Here is a 258-nt window from a genome sequence, read left to right on the forward strand (position 1 = left end):
CTGTTGGTTCTGCATGCGCAGCTTGTCTGCCAGATGCAGTCGCAGTTGCTGAACTTCCTCGTCAAGATTCGCCATCTGCTCGAGGAACGGGTTGTCGGCAGCCGTCGGCTGGGGCGCGACAGGACTAGAAACAACTCCAGCTATGCCTTTGTCGCCGCCGATGCTCTTCGGCCGGCCTGGCCCTCTCGTTCTGCGCGCCTGTGGAAGCGTTGCGTTCGACTCGACAGACGGCTCTTGTTCAACCTCGGCAACTGCCAT

At 60.5% G+C, this 258-nt stretch carries 1 protein-coding gene; it reads left to right on the top strand.

Features of this window, described 5'->3' with window-relative positions; all coding sequences use genetic code 11:
• Nucleotides 1-258: hypothetical protein (locus tag R0J92_RS24345; RefSeq protein WP_411053575.1), on the top strand; the 258-nt coding region annotated here is incomplete at both ends.

Origin of the sequence: Tritonibacter sp. SIMBA_163 (genome assembly GCF_046535935.1) — a bacterium.
In the GTDB taxonomy this organism is placed as follows: domain Bacteria; phylum Pseudomonadota; class Alphaproteobacteria; order Rhodobacterales; family Rhodobacteraceae; genus Epibacterium; species Epibacterium scottomollicae.